The sequence below is a fragment of the bacterium genome, from assembly GCA_035549195.1.
Taxonomy (GTDB): Bacteria; Oederibacteriota; Muellerivitia; order Muellerivitales; family Muellerivitaceae; genus DASZRK01.
Genome location: DASZRK010000017.1, coordinates 381,444 through 400,769 on the forward strand (window position 1 = coordinate 381,444; position 19,326 = coordinate 400,769).

General features: G+C 61.1%; 13 protein-coding genes. 10 read left to right on the forward strand and 3 right to left on the reverse strand.

Features of this window, described 5'->3' with window-relative positions:
- The first annotated feature begins 24 nt into the window (after positions 1-24).
- The 3 genes from VHE12_05015 (at position 25) to VHE12_05025 (ending at position 8,924) form a co-directional block, all read left to right on the forward strand.
- Complete coding sequence (locus VHE12_05015) at positions 25-6,591, forward strand: fibronectin type III domain-containing protein (GenBank protein HVZ80148.1); 6,567 nt, start codon at positions 25-27, stop codon at positions 6,589-6,591.
- Positions 6,592-6,728: 137 nt separating this feature from the next.
- On the forward strand, positions 6,729-8,540 hold the full coding sequence (locus tag VHE12_05020; protein ID HVZ80149.1) for a PorV/PorQ family protein: 1,812 nt from the start codon (positions 6,729-6,731) through the stop codon (positions 8,538-8,540).
- A gap of 33 nt (positions 8,541-8,573) precedes the next feature.
- Positions 8,574-8,924 (forward strand): 4a-hydroxytetrahydrobiopterin dehydratase, encoded by a 351-nt coding sequence (locus VHE12_05025; protein ID HVZ80150.1) that lies wholly within the window; start codon positions 8,574-8,576, stop codon positions 8,922-8,924.
- Positions 8,925-8,938: 14 nt separating this feature from the next.
- Here the strand turns inward: VHE12_05025 and VHE12_05030 are convergent, their stop codons facing one another.
- The 3 genes from VHE12_05030 to VHE12_05040 form a co-directional block, all read right to left on the reverse strand.
- Positions 8,939-9,610 (reverse strand): VTT domain-containing protein, encoded by a 672-nt coding sequence (locus VHE12_05030; GenBank protein ID HVZ80151.1) that lies wholly within the window; start codon positions 9,608-9,610, stop codon positions 8,939-8,941.
- 103 nt (positions 9,611-9,713) lie between these two features.
- The gene (locus tag VHE12_05035) at positions 9,714-11,183 is read right to left on the reverse strand and encodes an ATP-binding cassette domain-containing protein (GenBank protein ID HVZ80152.1); all 1,470 of its coding nucleotides are present in this window, start codon (positions 11,181-11,183) and stop codon (positions 9,714-9,716) included.
- A 13-nt stretch (positions 11,184-11,196) separates the two neighbouring features.
- Positions 11,197-12,975 carry an ABC transporter permease subunit gene (locus VHE12_05040; GenBank protein ID HVZ80153.1) on the reverse strand — a complete coding sequence of 593 codons (1,779 nt, stop codon included), beginning with the start codon at positions 12,973-12,975 and terminating at the stop codon, positions 11,197-11,199.
- Between the two features lie 165 nt (positions 12,976-13,140).
- Here VHE12_05040 and VHE12_05045 point away from each other — a divergent pair, with 165 nt between their 5' ends.
- From VHE12_05045 to nuoD, 7 genes are all read left to right on the forward strand, one after another.
- Positions 13,141-13,977, forward strand: a complete 837-nt coding sequence (locus VHE12_05045) for a DUF1259 domain-containing protein (GenBank protein HVZ80154.1) — start codon at positions 13,141-13,143, stop codon at positions 13,975-13,977.
- Positions 13,978-14,065: 88 nt separating this feature from the next.
- Positions 14,066-15,499, forward strand: coding sequence for an NADP-dependent phosphogluconate dehydrogenase (gene gndA, locus VHE12_05050; GenBank protein HVZ80155.1), 1,434 nt, complete (start codon positions 14,066-14,068; stop codon positions 15,497-15,499).
- Positions 15,500-15,626: 127 nt separating this feature from the next.
- Positions 15,627-16,196, forward strand: a complete 570-nt coding sequence (locus tag VHE12_05055; protein ID HVZ80156.1) for a porin family protein — start codon at positions 15,627-15,629, stop codon at positions 16,194-16,196.
- Between the two features lie 279 nt (positions 16,197-16,475).
- Positions 16,476-16,853 (forward strand): NADH-quinone oxidoreductase subunit A, encoded by a 378-nt coding sequence (locus tag VHE12_05060; protein ID HVZ80157.1) that lies wholly within the window; start codon positions 16,476-16,478, stop codon positions 16,851-16,853.
- Positions 16,844-17,347 carry an NADH-quinone oxidoreductase subunit B family protein gene (locus tag VHE12_05065; GenBank protein HVZ80158.1) on the forward strand — a complete coding sequence of 168 codons (504 nt, stop codon included), beginning with the start codon at positions 16,844-16,846 and terminating at the stop codon, positions 17,345-17,347. The genes VHE12_05060 and VHE12_05065 overlap by 10 nt, the downstream gene beginning before the upstream one ends.
- A 66-nt stretch (positions 17,348-17,413) precedes the next feature.
- Entirely contained in the window at positions 17,414-17,935 is a 522-nt protein-coding gene (locus VHE12_05070; protein HVZ80159.1) for an NADH-quinone oxidoreductase subunit C, read from the forward strand.
- Positions 17,936-17,978: 43 nt separating this feature from the next.
- Positions 17,979-19,226, forward strand: coding sequence for an NADH dehydrogenase (quinone) subunit D (gene nuoD, locus VHE12_05075; GenBank protein ID HVZ80160.1), 1,248 nt, complete (start codon positions 17,979-17,981; stop codon positions 19,224-19,226).
- The last annotated feature ends 100 nt before the right edge of the window (positions 19,227-19,326 follow it).

The window sequence follows — 19,326 nt, forward strand, 5'->3', positions numbered from 1 at the left end:
TCCATTAATGTTCTTAAGGATGACATGCGCTTTCACGTTCGCGATAAAAAATGGTCTTTTAGCGGTGAACGGGCATTCGCTCTCCTGCTCCTTGGGTTCTTGTTTCTCCTCCCGGCCCGCTCCTTGGCCTATTCCCCTTATTTCGCTTTTCCTGCGCCAACCCCGAACGCCGGGGTGACCTATAGCGTGGGCGGCTCCGTGACCTTGAACGTCGAAGTGCGCGACGCGGATAACGCCAACGCCGTCGATCCGTCTTTCACCGGGCCGGTCACTTTCAGCCTGGTCAAGACCGGTACCGCCCTGGTCTCGGATCCCCAGGCCATCTTCAAAAGTGGGGGCCAATCGGTCACCGGGATAGGCCCCTTGAATTTCACGGCTGGCACCCTGGCGGTGTCCATCACCTTTGGGGCCGGTAACGATTCAGAGCAGATCCTGCTGAGCAACCCCACGGTCACGGCCAACAACAATTATCCCGTGAGCATCACGCCCGGGACCTCCTTCAAGGTGAAGGGGTTGAGCGTGACCCTTTATGCCAAGGACGCCAATGGGGACAATTCGCCGGCTTCCTATCCACCGACCTCGGACCTTTTGGTCGATACCACCAACACGGCCGGGTTGACCCAATCCTCGAACCAATCGGTCACCATCCCCTACCTGACCGGACCGGCGGGTTCGGCGTCCTACGCCATCACGGGATTGAGCGGTGGTTACGCCCATGGAGGCGCGGATATTTTTTCGAACCTACAGTTCAACACCTTGAACCTTTCTTCTTTTCCCGAAGCGCATGCGCGGATCATCGTGAACTATGATGGGACCCTTTCGGATTATGACAACCCGGGTCCCGGGGACACGGTTTATGAAGGGTATGTGGGCAATATCAGCGGCCTTACGGCTCTTGATGCGGTGACCTATGTTAGCGGTCCTGTCACCTTCCCGGATTTCATGACCAATGGGAAGGTCATCGTAAGGGTCTGGGCCGAACCCCTGGCCGATTCTTCCAACACCATGTTCATGGTGTACAAGACCGCCGGCAGCAGTCTTTCCGCCCTTTCCTCCGTCATCATTCCTTATTCGGACAAGAACAATCTCCCCGTGAGAGGCTTTTTCGATTCCGCGGTTACCGTGGTCCCCGATAGCAGTGTTACGGTCCTGAAATACGTCATCAAGAACCAATACTCGGCCGGCGTGACCAGCGTGGATATCCAAGTTCCCAATAGTCCCGCCCCTTCCTCCCAATATTGGAGCATCGGCAGCATCACGGCCAGCTCCGGTTCGGCCACGCCCATTGCCCAGGCCTCGGCCGGCGGGCCCGGGACCATCCTTTACAGCGCCCCTTCCACCCTGGCGGTCAATGCCAGCGTGACCCTGACCATCAATGTCACCGCCACCGATAAGACCTTCAGTGCCTGGAACTTCAAGATCCTGGATGCCGGCACGGTGGACGGGATCACGCCCCCGATCGATTCATCCGGGGCCGTCATCGGCACCCTGGGCGTGCCGCCCGCCCCGACGCCTTTTGCCGCTTCGGTCACCGCATACATCAATAGCGGGGGGAATAATGTGGACCTGAGCTGGAGCCAGGTCGTCACCGAAGGGGCCAACGGCTACATCATTTCCCGGCGCAGCCCCAGCGGCAGCGGGGCCTTCGCGCCCCTGACGGTCCTGGGTTCCAACGGCATCCTCAATTTCACCGACACGACGGTCTCCAATAACCCCAATTCTTACGATTACACCATCGTGACCACCAACGCCATCGCCCAGTCGCCGCCCGTGACCGTCTCGAACATCATCCCCTATACCAACCCGGGTTTGGCCACTGCGGTGACCGCCCTGACCGGCGGGACCACCATCCAACTGAGATGGACCGCGCCCGTCTCCGTGGCGGGTTCTTACCCGGTGAGCGGTTATCAGGTCTTCATGGGACTCTCGGGTGCGGAAACATTGTTGGCCACGGTGACCGGGGCCTCGGCCACCAGCTTTACCAGCCCTTCCCTGGCGACCAGTGGCACGACCTATTATTATCAAGTAGCCGCTTTCGATACCCAATATCCACCCTCGACAGCGGCCCCCTTGTCGCCCCACATCGGGGGTTTGACCAATGAAACGGCCCAGGCCTCCGGGGAGCCGCCGGGCAACCCGCCTACCGGGTTGGCCGTGGTCCTGACACCGGGTGCTACACCGGTCCTCCATGTTTCCTGGAACGCTCCCGATCCCGCCCAAATGTTGACGGGACCGGCCACTGCGTATCAATTGCAGATACTGCCGGACGGTTCGGGAGGCAGTTTTGTGACCATTGCCGCGCCGACCCTTTCCTACAACGACAGCGTGGTGACCGCCGGGCACTTCTATGTCTTCAATGTGAAGGCCTTCGACGGGGCAGGGGTGCTTTCCAACGTGGTCGGGCCGGTCACCGGCACGGTGGGGCCCAATACCCCGACGGGTCTGGCCCAGGCCGGGGCCTCGGCCGGTGTGACCCTGACCTGGACCGCGGTCGCCAATAGCGCGGGGGAAACCGTCACGAGCTACAGCATCTACCGGGGGGTCCAGGGGGTTGGATCGCCGGTTTCCATCGCCTCGGCGGTGACCACCGCGGCCGCGGCCATGACCTATGTGGATCCCGGACCCTTGCTTCAGGGGACCAACTATGTTTACCAGGTCTCGGCGGTGGACCAGAACGCGGTGGAAGGCGGCCTTTCCAACGCGGTCACCTCGGCCCTGTTGCCCTTGGCGCCCCAGAGTTTTGCCGTGACGGTCCAGCAAACGGGGGTTTCGTTCAATGTGAACCTGGCCTGGGACGCGACTGTGAACAGCTCGAATGCGAACGTGACGAATTACAATCTAAGTCGTGGAGTCACTTCGACGAGCTTAAGTTTTTTTGCATCTGTTACATTTAGTTTTGCCCCCCCATATACCGATCCGCAGCCCCTTTCTTCAGCGGGAACGACCCTGTTTTATGGAATTCGGGGTTTGGATCCGGGAGGACTAGGAACTCGGCCGGTTACCGGAATACAACTCCCTCCCAACCCGCCGACGGGTGTCAGTGCGGCCCCAACCACCAGCAACGTCACCGTGAACTGGACGGCCCGTCCGGCCTCGGAGAAGGTCTCCCAATACACCATCTATCGGATAAATCTGGCGGGACCCACGACGACCGTGGCGGGCTCCGCCGTTTCCACGGTGAACTCCTTCACCGATTCGACCGGCCTGTCCCGGGGAGCGACTTACGTTTATTACGTGACGGCCACCAACCCGGGCGGCGGACCGGGCATTCCCGGCGGGGAAAGCCTGGCGTCGTCCTCCGTGACCACCGGGCTGACGCCCTTGATCCCCGCCGGTTTGATCGTCTCCGGGATCAATACCTCCAACGACATCACCGTTTCCTGGTCGTCGGTGACCGTGACTTCCCAAGATCCCAACGCGACCGGCGTCAATCTTTTGGTCAACACGACCAATAGTTCGTCCACGGCGGTCACGACCTCCTTGGCGGCTTCGGCGGTCTCCCAGGTTTTGGCCGGCCAATCGGCGGGCACGACCTTCTTCTATTGGCTCCAGACCGTGAACCCCTTCGGGTCCGGTGCCTTGACCAGTCCGGTCAGCCAACTGACCTACCCGGGCGCTCCCGTCCTTGGTCCGGTGGCCTTGGCGAATGATGGCGTTTCCCGGATCTTCAATTGGACGGCCCCGGTCCCTTCGGGTAGTGTGACCCAATACCTGATCTACCGGGAGATCCAAGGGTCGGGGAACTGGATCAACACCGCCTCCTTCCCGGCCAGCGTGGCGGGTAGTCCGGTGACCACGACCACGGCCATTAACCCGGGCCAGGTCTATGATTACAAGATCGTGGCAGTGAACCCCACGGGCCTCGGACCCGAGTCGAATATCCGCTCCTTCAGTTCCTTGCCCTCGGCCCCGGTCAGCGTGACGGCGGCTTCGGGCATCGGTCCCTCGGCCTTGCAGGTGGACCTCGCCTGGGCCGATCCCAATGAGAGTGCCCAAGGGGTGACGGCTTATACGGTCTATCGGTCCTCCAGCAACGCCTCCACCCTCTCCTATACGGCTTTGGTCACCGTAGGGTCCGGGACCTTCAATTATTCCGACACGACGGTGTCCGATGTGACGCCTTACTATTACTTGATCACGGCGACCAATAACGTGCCCCAGGAATCCTTCAAGTCCACGGTCAATGCCGTGGCGGTGACGGCCTATTACCAACCCAACACGCCGACTTCGCCGGCGGCGGTCCCCGCCACAGGTTCCGTGACCCTGACCTGGACGTCGGCCGTTGCCACCAGCTACCCCGTGTCCTTCTATGCCGTTTCCCGGACCGCCAACGGAGTCACCCTGGCGCCGGTGACGGTGATCAGTCCGGCCACGGTCCTCAATGACAGTGGCCTGACCAATGGGGTGACTTACGCTTATACGATCAGGACGGGGGACAACCAAGGCCACTTGAGCACGGCCACTGCGCCGGTGACAGCCGTTCCCCTGGCTCCGCCCGGAGCCCCCTTGAGTCCCAACGTGTCCGTTGGTGACACCCAGTTGCTCTTGACCTGGAATCCGGCTGTTCCTGGGACGCTTCCCATCGGTGCTTACAATGTTTATTCCGTTACCGCAGGGCCTACCACCACTTATGTGGGGTCCGCCCCCGCAACCCTTAATAGTTATTTGGTTACGGGACTTTCCAACTCAGGGGTTACCTATACCTACGTCGTGAACGCGGTGGACAATTCGGGTGTCACGACAGGGGTCCATGCCGGTAATTTCACGGCATTCTCGGGAAGTCCCGTCTCGGCCAAGGTCAATCCCGCCAGCGATTTGACCCTCCAGGCGGGGAACGCGCAGGTGATCTTGAATTGGACCGATTCGGTGACCATTTCAGGTGCCGCCACGGTCGTTTCTTATAGGATCGTTCAGTCCGTTGGCGGGGCCGCCTTCACGACCATCGGCACACAACTGCCGTCCGGTGCGACCGAGTCGGTCACTGAAACATCCCTGTCCAACGGGGTCAGCTACGCTTATTTCATCGTCGCGGCCTCGGCGACCACGGTGTCGGCCAACAGCGCCACGGTCTTCGGCGTCCCCTCGGCGCCGCCGACGGCCCCGGCCACCTTCCTGGCCGTCGATGGAGTGGACCAGGTTTCCTTGTCCTGGAGTCCCTCGCCCCCCCAAGGGTCCATCACGATCTCGAACTATGTCCTGACCCAGGCGGTCTTGCCGGGGGCTCCTTCGGCCTTGGCGACCTTGGGAGGCGCTGTCACGACCTATGTGGACAATAACGCATCCAATGATGGCCAGACTGTGGTTTACGCAGTTGCGGCGGTCAATTCGAACGGCACCTTGGGGGCTTTCTCCGCTCCAGTGACCGGGTTTCCCTATCAAGCTTTTGCGCCGACCGTCACCAGCCACTTGTCCTCCTCCACGGGGGTGACCTTGAACTTTACCCCGGCCGGGTCGCCTTCTTGGCCTGTGACCGAATTCGATATCCTGAGGACCGTTGTTTCCACGGGGGTTTCCGTCCTGATCCCCGGCGGGCCGAGCTCACCGGTGACCGATACGACGGGCGTCTTGGGGACCCTTTATAGCTACAGTGTGGTCGCTCTGGACAATAAGGGGCACATGAGCGCCGCCTCCAACGCCGTTACCGACGGTATTTCCAACCCGCCTACCGCTCCCGCGACCATCCTGCTCACGGCCGGGAGCCAGGAAGTTCTCATCGACTGGCCCGCTTCCGCTGCTGTGTCGGGCTCTCTGCCTGTTTCCTTCTATATTTTGGACGTCAACGGGACCCCCGTGACCCTTCCTGCCAGCCAGACCTGGTACCTGGACAGTGGGCTTACGGACCCTGCGACGGTTACGGTTTCCCTGACCGTCATAGATGCCAGCGGTCAGCAGTCGGCGGACCACAGCGTGACCCTAGCCGGGGCCGCCCCGGCCATCACAGACCCGAACAACATCAATCCGCCTACGGGGCTTACCGCCACGGCTCTGAGCACTTCCAGCGTTCAATTGGTCTGGACGGTCCCCAACGACCTGGGTTATCCGGTGACCGCCTTCAATGTCTACCGGTCAAGTTCCTTCCAGACCACCTTTGGATCGCCCCTGACCCAGGTGGCCAGTCCGCCCAGCGCCTTGGGTCCCGTGACGACTTTCACCGACGCAGGGTTGGCTCCCAGTACCACTTATTACTATGTGGTCCAGGCCGTTTATGGATTGGTCCCGTCGGGAGCGGCCTCAAATACGAGCCCCAATTCGAACCATGCTTCCGTCACGACCAATACGCCCGCGTCGGGACCACCGCCGGTCACGACCGGTGTGATGGCTTTCGACGCCAACGTGGTCCTGCCCAACACCGGGCAGACCTTGGGGATCTACTTCATCGCGCCCCAAAGCGGGCCCGTCGAATTGGATATCTATAATATTTCGGGCAATCCCATCCGGGCCCTTTACGCCACCGCCGTGGCCGGGACCCAGGTGAACCTAAGCTGGGATGCGAAGGACCGTAATGGCCGAACGGTCGCTTCCGGCCTTTACCTCATCGAGATCAAGGGCCCGGGCATCCACCTGGTACGGAAAGTGATCGTGGTGAAGTGATGATGAACCACCAAACCGCCAAGCCGCCCAGAAAGGCGATATCCCGGGGGATGGATACGATCTCGGATCTAGTCGCGAACCAAGGAACGGTTGTTTTGTCCGTAAAACGGAAAGATCCTTTCTTCCGGTCCTTTTTCATGAAAGTCGTTCTTGGCGCCTTGGCGTCTTGGCGGTTGATGGTCGTTGATGCCTCCGCCCAGAACCTCACCAGCGGTGCCGATTTCCTCAAGATCGATTCGGGCGCCCGCAGCCAGGGCATGGGCGGCGCCTTCACGGCGGTCGCCGACGACGTGAACGCGCTCACGTGGAACCCGGCCGGCCTCGCCCTCCTTAAACAGCCCGAAGTGGGCTATCTGCGCATGATCTACCTGAGCGATATCGGTTATAACTTCGGCGGGGTGGCTTTCCCCATCCAGGCAGGGGAGGACACACTCGGGTTGGGCGCGGCGGTGGTGAACCTGGGTTCCCCCAGCTTCGACAGTACCCTGGGCCTGGCGCCGGCGGTCTCGGCGGGGGACAACGCCTTCTCCCTTTCCGCGGCCTACCGGGTGAAGGACATCGTGGCCTTCGGGTTGACGGGCAAGTTCATCCTACGCAACCTGGCGGGTTACAACGCCAGCGCTTTCGGGGGCGACCTGGGCGTCCTGATCTCCCCCATTCCGCAGTTCCATATCGGCCTCGGGCTCTTCAACCTAGGGACCCAGGTTGAGTTCATTTCCGAGGGGGACCCTTTGCCCCTGACCGGCCGTTTGGGGCTCGCCTACAAGGTGTTGGACGAGCCGCACGACAGCTTGACCCTGGCATTGGACAATGCCTATGACCTGAACGCCTCGATGTATTCGGGTTCGGTGGGAGCCGAGTTCTGGCTGGAGAACGTCTTCGCCCTTCGGGCGGGCTACACCGGCGATGCCTACCAACAGCATTGGACGGCGGGGACCGGCTTCAGCCTGGACGCCTTCGAGGTGGATTACGCCTACGCGCCCTTGGGCACGGTGGGGGACAGCCATCGCATTTCCCTCATCGTGCGGTTCGGGGCCGAGGGGGAAAATCTGGCGGCGCCCTTGGGGGCCACGGCCAATCCCGGGGACGGGTTCGTTTCCCTCAACTGGAAACCCGCCCCGTCCGGATCGATCTCGGGTTACAACATCTATGTGCGCAAGCCCAACGCCACGAGCCTGGTGCGCGTGACCAAGCATCCCTTGAGCGCCTCGGAGACCAGTGTCAAATTGAGCCATTTGACCAATGGCGAGACCTATACCTTCGGGCTGGCTTCGGTGAGCCCGGCGGGCCGCGAAAGCGGCCTGATCACCCTTTCGGCCATGCCCCAGGCCTCCATCGCCTCGGCGGTCTCCACCCCGCCCCCGGCCGCCCAGCTTTCGGCCCCAACGGGCCTGAAGGCGGTCCTGAACCAGGTCGGGTTCGATATTGTCTGGGATCGGGCCCTCTCCAGCGAAGTGGCCGGCTACAACCTTTACTTGGCCGATGCCGAGGGCAAACCCGGGAAAAAGTTGAACCCCCAATTGATGGTGGACCCCAAGGTCACCCTCAAGAAGGTCGACCCGGACAAGACTTATCGGTTCCTGGTGACCGCCCAGGGCCAAGCGGGCAACGAGAGCCCCGCGGCTCTCCTGACCGTCCTCTATAGCGACCTGAAGAAAGCCGCCGAAGCGGCCGCCTTGCCGCCACCGCCCGCCCATCTGATCCTGGAGCCGAAGGGCGCCAAGGTGCGCTTGAGCTGGGATAGTGCCGGGGAAGGGATCCAATACAAGGTCTATGTCTCGAAGGACGGGAAGGAATTCCGCCTCCTGACCTCCAAACCCGTGGAAGGCACCTCCGCCACCTTGGGGCCCTTGAAAGCGGGGCAGTCCTATACCTTTGGGGTGACCTCCGTGAAGGCCGACGGCAAGGAAAGCGAAAAGGTCGTCCAGACCAATTCCGCCAATCCCTGACCGGGGTTCTCTCCCCGCAGAACGAGGTGCCCCTTGAGCCCTGAACCTTCCCAAGACCTATCCCAGAAGAAATGTGTCCCTTGCGAGGGCGGCATGAAGCCCCTGAACCGGGTGATGGTGGAGGGTTACCTGGCCCAATCGCCGGGCTGGGAAAAGGCGGGGGATAAGGAAGAGATCGCCAAGACCTTCAAGTTCAACAATTTCCACGAGACCATGGCCTTCGTGAACGCGGTGGCCTTCATCGCCCATCGGGAGGACCACCACCCAGACCTGGAGGTCTCCTATAAGCAGTGCCGGGTGCGCTACAGCACCCACGCCATCCAGGGTCTTTCCGAGAACGACTTCATCTGCGCGGCCAAGATCGAAAAGCTCCTCGAAAAATAAGCCGCGATTTTCCCTTATTTCTTCCGCTTCTTGGCCCCGGCTTGGGACCTGCTTGTGCCGCCTCGGGTGCCCATGAAGGCCTTGGCCACCTGCAGGAAGGTGGGGATGAGCGACACGAAGATGATCACCAAGATCACCAGCTCGAAATGCTTCTGGAAGAATTCCAGGTTCCCCAAGAGATAACCCGCGCCCAGGCAGATGGTGGTCCAAAGCAGGACCCCGATGAGGTTGTAGCGGAAGAACTTGGCGTAGGTCATGTGCCCGATACCCGCTACGAAAGGCGCGAAGGTGCGGAAGATGGGGGCGAACTGGAAGAGAACAAGGGTCTGCACCCCATGCTTCTCATAGATCTCGTGGGTCTTGTCCAAATACTTTTTGTTCACGAACTTCCCAAAGACATTGGGCCCGAAAAAACGGCCGATCCAATAGTTGCTGTGGTCGCCCATCAGGGACGCGGCGGTCAATAGCGCCCAGGAAAAACCGATGTTCAATTGGGCGCTCCCGCAGAGGGCACCGACGGTGAAGAGGAGCGAGTCCCCGGGGAGGAATGGCGTCACCACGAACCCGGTCTCGCAGAAGATGACGGCGAAGAGGATGGCGTAAATGAGGGTGCCGTAGGTTTGGACCAATTCGGGGAGGTATTGGTTCAGGTGCAGGATATGGTCGAGATAGGCGTGCAGGTCCATGGGGTTCCTTTAACGGGGATGAAAGCCGCGACAATCTAGCACGAAAGGAATTCGAACCCCAGGGGGCACCGAGCGCGCGGAGTAAGGCTTTTTTGATGAAAACTTATTTTTTCTCGGCGCCCGGTTCTTGGCCTTCCGTCTTCTCCGGCTCGGCCGGAGCCGGGGAGGCAGGGGATCCGGGAGCGGCGGCCTCCGCGGGAGTGTCCGGGGCGGATTCGGCCGGGGTGTCGGTAGTGGCGGACCTGGGCTTGGGTTTATAGGCCCGCTTGCGGGGGTAGAAGACCTTCTGGGTCTCCTCGTCGTAAGCGAAAAGGTTCCCGAACCGGGACCAATGGACGAAGTTCTCGAAGGTCCTCTCGTAGTTCTCGGACGGCAGGTTGAGGATGATGACCTCCTTCACCAGCTCCTCGTCCAGCCTGGCGCGGGGATGCTTGGACAGCATGTCGTTGACCTGCTTGAAGAGGCCCAGCTTCAGCAGTTGTTCCTTCCAGATGGTCTGGCGCTCCTGCGAGGTGGCCTTGACGAAGCGCTTCCCATCGGCGGTCAACACCACCTGACGCTTGGGCGTATCGACGAAGTCGAGCAGCTCGAGGGCTTTCACGATCTTGATGACCTCCCCGAACTCCTTGTCGGTCTCGGCGGCGATGCGGAAGACGTCCTCCTTCCCTTCGCGGGCATCCAGGTATTCGAGCAAGCCCACCATGATGCTGGGCAGGGTGTCGGGGATGGGCTCGGGCGGCGGGACCTCGTTGGGGGCCAGCACGGGTTCGGGGGCGTCGGGGATCTCGTGGCCCGTGATGACCTCGTGCAGTTGGTCCACCATCTTCATGAACTCGGGGGACCGGTAATCGCGGGGACGGGGCAGTTTGTTCTCCACGATCTTGAGCACCCGGCCCGGATGGGCGCCCAGCACCACGATGCGGTCGGCCATATAGACGACCTCGGGGATGTCGTGGCTGACCAGGAGGATGGAGGAGGGGTTCTTGTCGTGGGAGGCCCAGATGTCGATGACCTCGGCCCGGAGGGACTCGGCGGTGAGGGCGTCCACGTGGCTGAAGGGCTCGTCCATGAAAAGGATCTCGGGGTCCACCGAAAGGGCGCGGGCCATGCCGACCCGCTGCTTCATACCGCCGGAAAGTTCCCGGGGATAGGTCTCCTCGAAGCCCGCCAGGCCCACCATCTGGATGGCTTTCTGGGCCCGCTCCTCGATGTCGGCGGCGGGGAAGCCGCGGGATTCGAGGGCGGTCTGGATGTTCTCCGCCACCGTCATCCAGGGGAAGAGGGCGAAGCTCTGGAACACGATGGAAACACCCGTATTGAGCTCGTGGAGCGGCTGATCGTGGTAGAAGACCTCGCCCTTGGTGGGGGCGATGAGGCCGGCCAGGATGCGCAGGATGGTCGATTTGCCGCAACCGGAGGGGCCCAGGAGCGCCACCACCTCGCGCTTTTCGATGCAAAGGCTGATGTTCTGAAGGACGTTCAGTTCCTTGCCGCTGGGGAGCTTGAACTCCTGGCAGACGCCCTTGAGCTCGATCAGTTTTTGGCCGTTCGCCGTCGCCGTTTCCGCCGCCATCCCGTTCCCTCCGTCACTTGCTCAAAGAATACTTCCCCTCGGCCAGCCGATACAACCTCTTCCAGACCAGGCGGTTGAAGACCACCACCATGAGGGACATCATCACGACGCTGGCCGCCAGCATGGGGAAGTCGGCCCGGGAGGCCGCCTCGCTGATCTGGGACCCGAGCCCGAAGGCGGTGAGGGTCTTGCCCTTGTCGGTCACGTATTCGGCGACGATGGAAGCGTTCCAGGTCCCGCCGGCGGAGGTGACCATGCCGGTCACCAGGTAGGGGAAGATGCCGGGCAGGAGCACCTTGGTGAAGCGCTGCCAGCCCGAGATACGGTACATGCGGGAGGCTTCCAGGAGGTCCGAGGGGATGGCCATGGCCCCGGCGATGACGTTGAAGAGGATGTACCATTGGGCGCCCAGGATCATGAGGGCGACGCTGCCCCAGTTGAGCGGGATGCCCAGGAAGGCCATGGCCACCAATAGATAAGAGAAGAGCATGGGCGCGGGGAAAGAGGCGGCCACCTGCACGAAGGGCTGGCTAACGCGCGAGAGCCGGGGGGAAAGTCCGATCCAAAGGCCCACGGGGACCGTCCAAAGGGCCGAAAGGCCTACCGCCGCCATGACCCGGGCGAGCGTGGCGAGGGCCTCCTCGATGATAAGGATCCATTGGTCCAGGCGCACCCGTGAGAAGAGCTCCACGACCTTGAAGGCGCCGAAGAGCATGGCCCCGAGCAATAGAAGGAAGCAAAGGGTCGAGACGATACGGGTGAAGGGGTTGGGGGATCCGGCGGGCCGCGCGGCCGGTCGGGCGGCCGGGACGGGGGACTCGGTTTCCGTTCCCTCGGGCCTGGGCCTGAAAAAACGCCCCAGACGCCGCAGCACTTGGGACTGGTTGAGCAGGTCCAGGAACCAGGACCGCATGGTTTCCTCGGCCCCGCCCTCCTCCACCCGGAACTTTTGCCCCCAGACCACCAGGGGCCGCCACAGCAATTGGTCCAGGGCCGTGATCATGACGACCATGGCCACCACGCCCCAGAGGCGGGCCACGTTGTCCCCTTTGTCGGCGGCCACGCTCATGTAGGAACCCAGCCCGGGAAGCCGGAAGTCCTTGTCCCCCAGCTGGAAGGCCTCGGAGACCGTCAGGAAGAACCAGCCCCCGGCCATGCTCATCATGCTGTTCCAGATGAGCCCCATGGCCGAGAAGGGGATCTCCAGCTTCAGGGCCCGGGTGACCGCGTCGAAGCGGTAGACGGCGGCCGCTTCCAGCAGGTACTGGGGGATGGAACGAAGCGACTGGTAGAAGCTGAAGGTCATGTTCCAGACTTGGCCGGTGAAGATCATGAGGACCGCAGCCAGCTCCAGGCCGATATTGCTGTTCGGGAAAAGGGCGGCCAGGGCGAGGACCAGGCCGGGCATGAAGCCCAGCACCGGGATGCTCTGCAGGATGTCCAACAGCGGGATGAGCACCTTCTCGGCCATGCGGTCCTTGGCGGCCCAGTAGCCGTAGGCCAGGGTGAAGACGAAAGAGAGGGAATAGGCCAGCAGGCCCCGGCAAAGGGAGAAGAAGGTGTATTTGGGCAGCGCCCAGGGGGAGAGGTCGATCTCGATGGCGGCCCGGTGGATGCCGGTCCACTCGGAAGCCACGGTCATGATGCCCAGGAGGAGGCCGATGAGCCCGAAAAGCAGGACCAGGTCCACCCACCAGATCTTCTGGTAGAAGGAGAGGAAGGAAGTGGCCTCGCCCCAGACCTTGCGGAGCTGTTTCGGGGCCTGGTCGCCCAGGAAGTTTTTGATAGCCATCGAGCGTCGCTTTCAGGGGCTGGTGGGAAGGAGGACGTGGGGGCCTGGGCCCTTACGCGATGGGGGATCCACGCCGCTTGGGCCAATGATAGGCCCCGGCGAAAAGGCCACAAAGTAAAAAGTTTTCGGGAAAGGCCCGACGGAAGCGGGGTATAGAATGCCCCCATGACCCCTCAAGTTCTCCTCTTGCTGACCCTCTTGTTCGCCCTTCGGCCGTCCGTTTTCGCCGCGTCCCCCTGGGCCGGGTTGGAAAGCACCTTGGGGCGTCCCGGCATGACCGTGGGGAACGGGACCTGGTTCGAGTTCCCACGGACGGACCTGAATATCCTGGTCCAAGGGGTCCCCCTGGACGCCAGGGGAATGCTGATCTCCAGGGTCTCCTTCAGCCAGGAGGACAAAGGCCTCCGGATGGAGGCCTGCCTTTTCATCCTCGAATCGGAGACGGGCCGGGTCCTGGCCCAGGCCGCGCGCAACGGCCTGAAGGTGATCGGCCTCTATTCCCCTTTTCCCCAGGCCTCCCCGGAGGTCCGGTGCCTGCGCCTGGGGGGCTTGGGTCCCCCCAAGGAACTGGCTTGGCGCCTGAAGCTGGTCTTGGATTCGACCGGCACACCCATGACCCTCGGCACTCCGTCCCCGCGTCCCACCGCCCAGAAGGACCCTTGGGCCGATGCAAGGGCGGCCTTGGGGGCAGGCCAGGAAGAGGGAGAGGACCTTCTTTATCAATGGGGAGACTTCCCCTTGGAACTGCGGGTCACTCTCCAGAAGGAAGGGAACGACCTGGTCCTGTGGGGCGAATTCCAAGCCTTGCCGCAAAAGGCCGACGAATGGGTGAAGGCCCTTTCCCAAAAGGGCTTCCAGGTCACGACCGTGACGCGCCGCAACGATGAAAGGCCCGGGGTTTGGATCGATTTTTGGTGTTTGAACGATGAAAAGAAGGCGATAAAGAGCCTGGCGAGTCTTTTGAAAGATCCCGGCTTTGCATCCGGCGTGTCGGCCCCCTAAAGTTCCGTTGCGACCTGACGTCCCTTCCTAACTAAACGCAGGGTCCATGTTAGAATGCGCTCCGAAAAATCCGAACGAGGAGGCTTCCATGGCGGACCAATTGACGCAGGCCGATTTCGGCGTGCTGGGCATCGCGGTGATGGGCGAGAACCTGGCCATGAACATCGAGGACCACGGCTTCTCGGTGGCCGTCTGCAACCTGCGCAGCGACCGGGTGACCCCCTTCATGAAGCGCAACGCCGGCAAGAAGTTCATCGGGGCCCATAGCCTCGAGGATTTCGTGAAGGCCCTCAAATCCCCCCGCCGGGTGATGCTCATGGTGAAGGCGGGCGATCCGGTGGACGACGCCATCAAGCTCCTCAAGCCCCTGCTCTCCAAGGGCGACATCATCATCGACGGCGGGAATTCCTGGTTCAAGGACACCCAGCGCCGCGAGGCCGAGCTGACCAAGGAAGGCTTTTATTTCTTCGGCGCGGGCGTGTCGGGCGGCGAGGAAGGCGCGCGGTTCGGGCCTTCCATCATGCCGGGCGGCTCCCCCAAGGCCTATGAGTTCGTGAAGCCCATCTTCGAGGCCATCTCGGCCAAGACCAACTCGGGCCCTTGCGTGACCCATTGCGGTCCCGACGGGGCGGGCCATTTCGTGAAGATGGTCCACAACGGCATCGAGTACGGCGACATGCAGTTGATCGCCGAGAGCTACGACATCCTGCGCAAGGTCCTGGGACTCAAGGCCTCCGAATTGGCCGACATCTTCGCCGAATGGAACAAGGGCATCCTCGATTCCTTCCTCATCGAATTGACCGCCAAGGTCTTCACCGTGAAGGACGACGAGACGGGCAAACCGCTGGTCGACATGATCCTGGATAAGGCGGGGCAAAAGGGAACGGGCAAATGGACGGCCCAGATCGCCCTCGATCTGGGGGTCCAGATCCCCACCATCGTGGCGTCCTTGGACGGCCGTGGCATGTCGAGCATCAAGGAAGAGCGCGTGGCGGTGTCCAAGCAGATCAAGGGCCCTGCTGTTTCCTACTCGGGCGATAAGAAAGAGCTCATCAATGCGGTGCGGGACGCCCTCTATGACTCCAAGGTCTGTTCCTATACCCAGGGCATGCGCCTCATCAAGGCCGCTTCGGACGAATACAAGTGGAACGTGAACCTGGGCGAGATGGCCCGCATTTGGAAGGGCGGGTGCATCATCCGCGCCAAGTTGCTGGACGAGATCATGAAGGCCTATGAGCGCAACCCGAACCTGGGGTCGCTCCTGCTGGACGAGTCCTTCAAGAAGCAGGTCGAATCCACTCAGGCCAATTGGCGCAAGGTGGTCCAGGTGGCGGTGGCGAACGGCATCCCGACGCCCGCCATGAGCGCGAGCCTGGCCTATTTCGACGCCTACCGCACCGCGGACCTGCCACAGAACTTGACCCAGGCCCAGCGGGATTTCTTCGGGTCCCACACCTACGAGCGGGTGGACCATCCGGAACGAGGGTTCCTGCATACCGACTGGCTTTCCAAGACGAAATAACAGGCCTTTTTGGCCGTTCCGGCTTGAAAAAGAGGCGGAACCCGGTCGAGGATGGGTGCGTCTTAAGGAAGGATCCCTTCGGGCCATCGGCCCCGAGGTCCCAAACTGTCGAGAAGAGGGAGGCATCATGAAGATCAAGACCCTGGTTTTGGCTTTAGGCTTGGCGACCCTGGCGGGGGCCGCGTCGGCGCAGAATTTCAATATCGGTTTGGAAGCGGGAGCCAATTTCGCGAACCTGGTCGGAAGCGACCTGAGCATGGTCAGCAGTGCCAACGATTCCAAATTGGGGTTCGTGGGCGGCGGGTTCCTTTGCCTGAACTTCGGCCAATCCTTCGCCGTTCGTCCCGAGATCCTCTATGAACAAAAGGGGAATGCCATTTCAGGCACCAGCACCACCACCCAATTGGACTACATCGAGGTTCCGATCCTCGCCAAGCTCTCCCTGGGGACGCCGGTCCTGAACCCGGCTCTTCTTCTGGGCCCGGCGTTCAGCTGGAACATGTTGGCCAAGGACAACGGGGGCAACGACATCCCGAACCTCAACAGCTCGGACATCGGTCTTGTGGGCGGGGTCGAGTTGGACATCGATAAGTTCCTCGTGAGCGCCCGTTATGAACTGGGCCTCCAGAACGTGTCCCAGAACGTCAATGTGCAGAACGGGACCCTGACCTTCTTGGCGGGTTATTCCTTCATGTAAGAAGGCGATCCAGAAAGGCCCGGGGATATCCCCCGGGCCTTTTTTATTTCCAGATGTTGTGGGGGTGGCTGGGGACCTTCTAGGGCTTGTGAAAGATTTCACATCTAAATTTGCCAAAAGGCCTTTTGGGGGTTTAGGAACCCCTTGAATGCCGGTGTAAAACCTGAGTTTGTGAAATATTTCACATTGCGTTAAAGTCCCAAAAATACCTATAATTCGGCCTATTCCGGCCTTTCGCCCCCGTCCTTCCCGCCGGTATTTCCCCTTCAAGAGGTCGGCATGAGCTTCGACCAGATCGAGATCCTACTCCCCATCGCTTTGGGGCTGCTCCTGGCCTTGGCCGTGCCCGCCGCCATGTACCTCCTTTCGGCCCTCTTGGGCCCCCGCAAGGACAACGCCACCAAGCTTTCCTCGTATGAGTGTGGCATCCAAACGCCCGCCCTGTCGGGCGACGCGAGGCACCCTTTCCACGTGAAGTTCTACCTGGTGGCCATGTGCTTCCTGGTCTTTGACGTGGAGGTGGTGTTCCTTTTTCCCTGGGCGGTCCTGTTCCAGAAACTGGCCTGGGGCGGCTTCCTCACCATGCTGGCCTTCCTTTTCGTGCTGGCCTTTGGTTGGTTCTACCTGCTCAAGAGAGGAGCCTTGGAATGGGAGTAGAAACATTTCCCGCTTTCACCACCCGCCGTGACGCCGTGGTCGCCTGGGGGCAGAAGAACTCCCTTTGGCCCATGCCCTTCGGCACCGCCTGTTGCGCCATCGAGTTCATGGGCGTGGTGTCCTCGGTCTTCGACCTGGCCCGCTTCGGGGCCGAACTGGTCCGCTTCTCACCGCGCCAATCGGACCTGCTCCTAGTGGCCGGGACCGTCACCTTCAAGCAGGCGCCTATCCTTAAGCAGATCTATGAGCAGATGTGCGAGCCCAAGTGGGTCATCTCCATGGGGGTCTGCGCTTCGGCCGGCGGTTTCTATAACAACTACTGCACGGTCCAGGGCATCGATCAGATCATTCCCGTGGACGTCTATATCTCCGGTTGCCCCCCGCGCCCCGAGGCCATCCTGGACGCGGTGATGAAGCTCCAGCACAAGATCGAGAACCCCAAGACCACGCCGCCCGCACAGTTCCAAGCGAAAGAACCGCATTTCAATTATTAAAGGCATTCGAACCACAGAGGGCACAGAGATCACAGAGCAAGGCAAAACGTGGAACAAACCGAGATCTTGAAAAAAATCGAAGAGAAGCATTCGGGGGCCGTCAAGGCTTCAACGGATCGCTACGGGGTTTTAGAGGTATTGATCGATCGAAAGGCCATCGCGGACGTGGTGAAGACCCTGCGCGATAAAAAGGACCTGGCCTTCGACATGCTTATCGACCTAGTCTCCATCGATTACTCTCTAATGCCTGAGCGTACCGGGGACCGCTTTGGGGTGGCTTACATCCTGAAATCCCTGACCCACGGGCACCGTTTCCAATTGAAGGTGACCGCTCCCGAGGATGACGCGGTCGTTCCCTCGATCAGCGGCCTCTATAAGAACGCCGATTGGCTGGAACGGGAAGCCTTCGACCAGATGGGCATCCGTTTTTCCGGCCACCCGAACCTCAAGCGGCTCTTGAACCACCATGAGTTCGTGGGGCATCCGCTTCGCAAGGACTATCCCATCACGCGGCGGCAATGGCTGTCGGCCAACGAATCCCTGATGGACGAGATGGACGTGCGGTTAAAAGAAAAGGGCTACGAATAAGCGGGAATCGAACCACGAAGACACGAAGGGCATAAAGAATAGCATGAGCGACTTGGACACAAAAACCTTGCTTCCCAAAACACCGGAAAGCTCCGCCGGTTTGGAGTCGTCCGAAGGGAAGCGCAAGAAGGACCTGGTCTATGTGAACCTGGGCCCCAGCCACCCGGCCACCCACGGCACTTTGCGGGCCCTCTGCGCGTTGGACGGCGAAACCATCGTGGCGGCGGTCACCGAAATGGGCTACCTGCACCGGGGTTTCGAGAAGGACTGCGAGGTCCATACCTACCAGCAGGTCATTCCCTATACCGACCGGCTCAATTACGTGTCGGCCATCATGAACAACGTGGGCTATTGCAAGGCCATGGAGAAGATGCTGGACATCACTATCCCCGAGCGGGCCATGGCGGTGCGTCTCATCACCTGCGAGCTCAACCGCATCATCGACCACCTGGTCTGCGCGGGGGCGAACCTGGTGGACATCGGGGCCCTGACCAATTTCTGGTATTCCTTCAACGCCCGCGAGAAGGTCTATGACATCCTCGAGAAGCTCTGCGGGGCGCGGCTTACCTCCAGCTATCTTCGTATCGGCGGCCTGGCCCGTGACCTTTACCCCTCTTTCGCCGACGACGTGAAGGCCGTCCTCAAGGACATCCGCCACAACACAGGGGAGATCCAGAAGCTCATCGGGAAGAACCGCATCTTCCTCGACCGCACGCAGGGCCTCTGCATTGTCCCGAAAGAAATGGCCATCGCTTATGGCTGGACGGGGCCGACGCTCCGGGCGAGCGGGGTCGAGTACGACCTGCGCAAGGCCGAACCCTATTACCATTATGAGGACTACAAATTCGACGTGCCGGTGGGCACCACGGGCGATATCTACGACCGCATCTTCGTGCGACTCTTGGAGATCGAGGAATCGGCCTCCATCATCGAACAGGCCTTGAAGAAGATCCCCAAGGGCCCCGTCATGACCGACGACAAGCGGGTGGCCCTGCCCCCGAAACAGCAGACCTACGGCAACATCGAAGGCTTGATGAACCACTTCAAGATCATCATGCACGGCATCCTGCCGCCCGCCGGCGAGGTCTATGACTTCACCGAAGCGGCCAACGGGGAACTGGGCTTCTATATCGTTTCCGACGGCGGCAAGAATCCCTACCGGGTGAAGTGCCGACCGCCCTGCTTCATGAATTTCGCCGCCTTCCACGAGATGATCGAGGGACGGATGGTGGCCGACGCCGTGGCGAACCTGGGATCGATCAACATCATCGCCGGGGAATTGGATAGATAAAGGCTTTATCGCGAAGATGCGAAGAGGGCGAAATAAGACGTAAGCCAAAGTAGGAATGGAAAATTAAATGATTTTCTTCGCGGACTTCGCTTCTTCGCGG

Excerpts from the sequence above, each read along its gene's own strand:
- VHE12_05015 (HVZ80148.1), top strand. The coding sequence starts at position 25 with ATGCGCTTTCACGTTCGCGATAAAAAATGGTCTTTTAGCGGTGAACGG.
- VHE12_05020 (HVZ80149.1), top strand. The coding sequence starts at position 6,729 with ATGAAAGTCGTTCTTGGCGCCTTGGCGTCTTGGCGGTTGATGGTCGTT.
- VHE12_05030 (HVZ80151.1), bottom strand. The coding sequence starts at position 9,610 with ATGGACCTGCACGCCTATCTCGACCATATCCTGCACCTGAACCAATAC.
- VHE12_05035 (HVZ80152.1), bottom strand. The coding sequence starts at position 11,183 with ATGGCGGCGGAAACGGCGACGGCGAACGGCCAAAAACTGATCGAGCTC.
- VHE12_05040 (HVZ80153.1), bottom strand. The coding sequence starts at position 12,975 with ATGGCTATCAAAAACTTCCTGGGCGACCAGGCCCCGAAACAGCTCCGC.
- VHE12_05045 (HVZ80154.1), top strand. The coding sequence starts at position 13,141 with ATGACCCCTCAAGTTCTCCTCTTGCTGACCCTCTTGTTCGCCCTTCGG.
- gndA (HVZ80155.1), top strand. The coding sequence starts at position 14,066 with ATGGCGGACCAATTGACGCAGGCCGATTTCGGCGTGCTGGGCATCGCG.
- VHE12_05055 (HVZ80156.1), top strand. The coding sequence starts at position 15,627 with ATGAAGATCAAGACCCTGGTTTTGGCTTTAGGCTTGGCGACCCTGGCG.
- VHE12_05060 (HVZ80157.1), top strand. The coding sequence starts at position 16,476 with ATGAGCTTCGACCAGATCGAGATCCTACTCCCCATCGCTTTGGGGCTG.
- VHE12_05065 (HVZ80158.1), top strand. The coding sequence starts at position 16,844 with ATGGGAGTAGAAACATTTCCCGCTTTCACCACCCGCCGTGACGCCGTG.
- nuoD (HVZ80160.1), top strand. The coding sequence starts at position 17,979 with ATGAGCGACTTGGACACAAAAACCTTGCTTCCCAAAACACCGGAAAGC.